At 49.7% G+C, this 622-nt stretch carries 2 rRNA genes; both read left to right on the top strand.

Annotated elements, in window-relative coordinates:
- A 23S ribosomal RNA gene (locus WS42_RS14940) occupies window positions 1-378 on the top strand; the annotation flags it as partial.
- A gap of 87 nt (window positions 379-465) precedes the next feature.
- A 5S ribosomal RNA gene (rrf, locus tag WS42_RS14935) occupies window positions 466-582 on the top strand.
- Window positions 583-622 lie beyond the last annotated feature (40 nt).

Below are 622 nucleotides of genomic sequence, written 5' to 3'. Positions count from 1 at the left end.
CATCCTGGGGCTGAAGTAGGTCCCAAGGGTTGGGCTGTTCGCCCATTAAAGCGGTACGCGAGCTGGGTTCAGAACGTCGTGAGACAGTTCGGTCCCTATCCGCTGTGGGCGTTGGAGATTTGAGTGGAGCTGTTCTTAGTACGAGAGGACCGGGATGGACATACCTCTGGTGCACCAGTTGTTCTGCCAAGGGCATAGCTGGGTAGCCACGTATGGAAGGGATAAGTGCTGAAAGCATCTAAGTACGAAGCCCCCCACAAGACAAGATCTCCTCCTTAAAGGTAAGACCCGTGAGAGACTATCACGTTGATAGGTCGGAGGTGGAAGTGCAGTAATGCATGGAGCTGACCGATACTAATAGGTCGAAAACTTGACCAAAGGTTTCAAGGCAAAGCGAAGGAAGATGGAAGCTTTAGACAGATATTATTCAGTTTTGAGGGTGCAATAGAGCAAACTCAAAAGATATGCGGTGACAATAGCGAGGAGGTCACACCTGTTCCCATACCGAACACAGAAGTTAAGCTCCTTAGCGCTGATGATACTTGGTGGGAGACTGCCTGGGAAAGTAGGACGTTGCCGTTTTGGTTGAAAAAGAAGTTCGCGAAAGCGGGCTTCTTTTTTT

The sequence above is a fragment of the Odoribacter sp. N54.MGS-14 genome (assembly GCF_000980295.1).
Classification (GTDB): Bacteria; Bacteroidota; Bacteroidia; order Bacteroidales; family Marinifilaceae; genus Odoribacter; species Odoribacter splanchnicus.
Note: the sequence above shows the minus strand (reverse complement) of the source record. Positions and strands in the feature narration are given on the sequence as shown.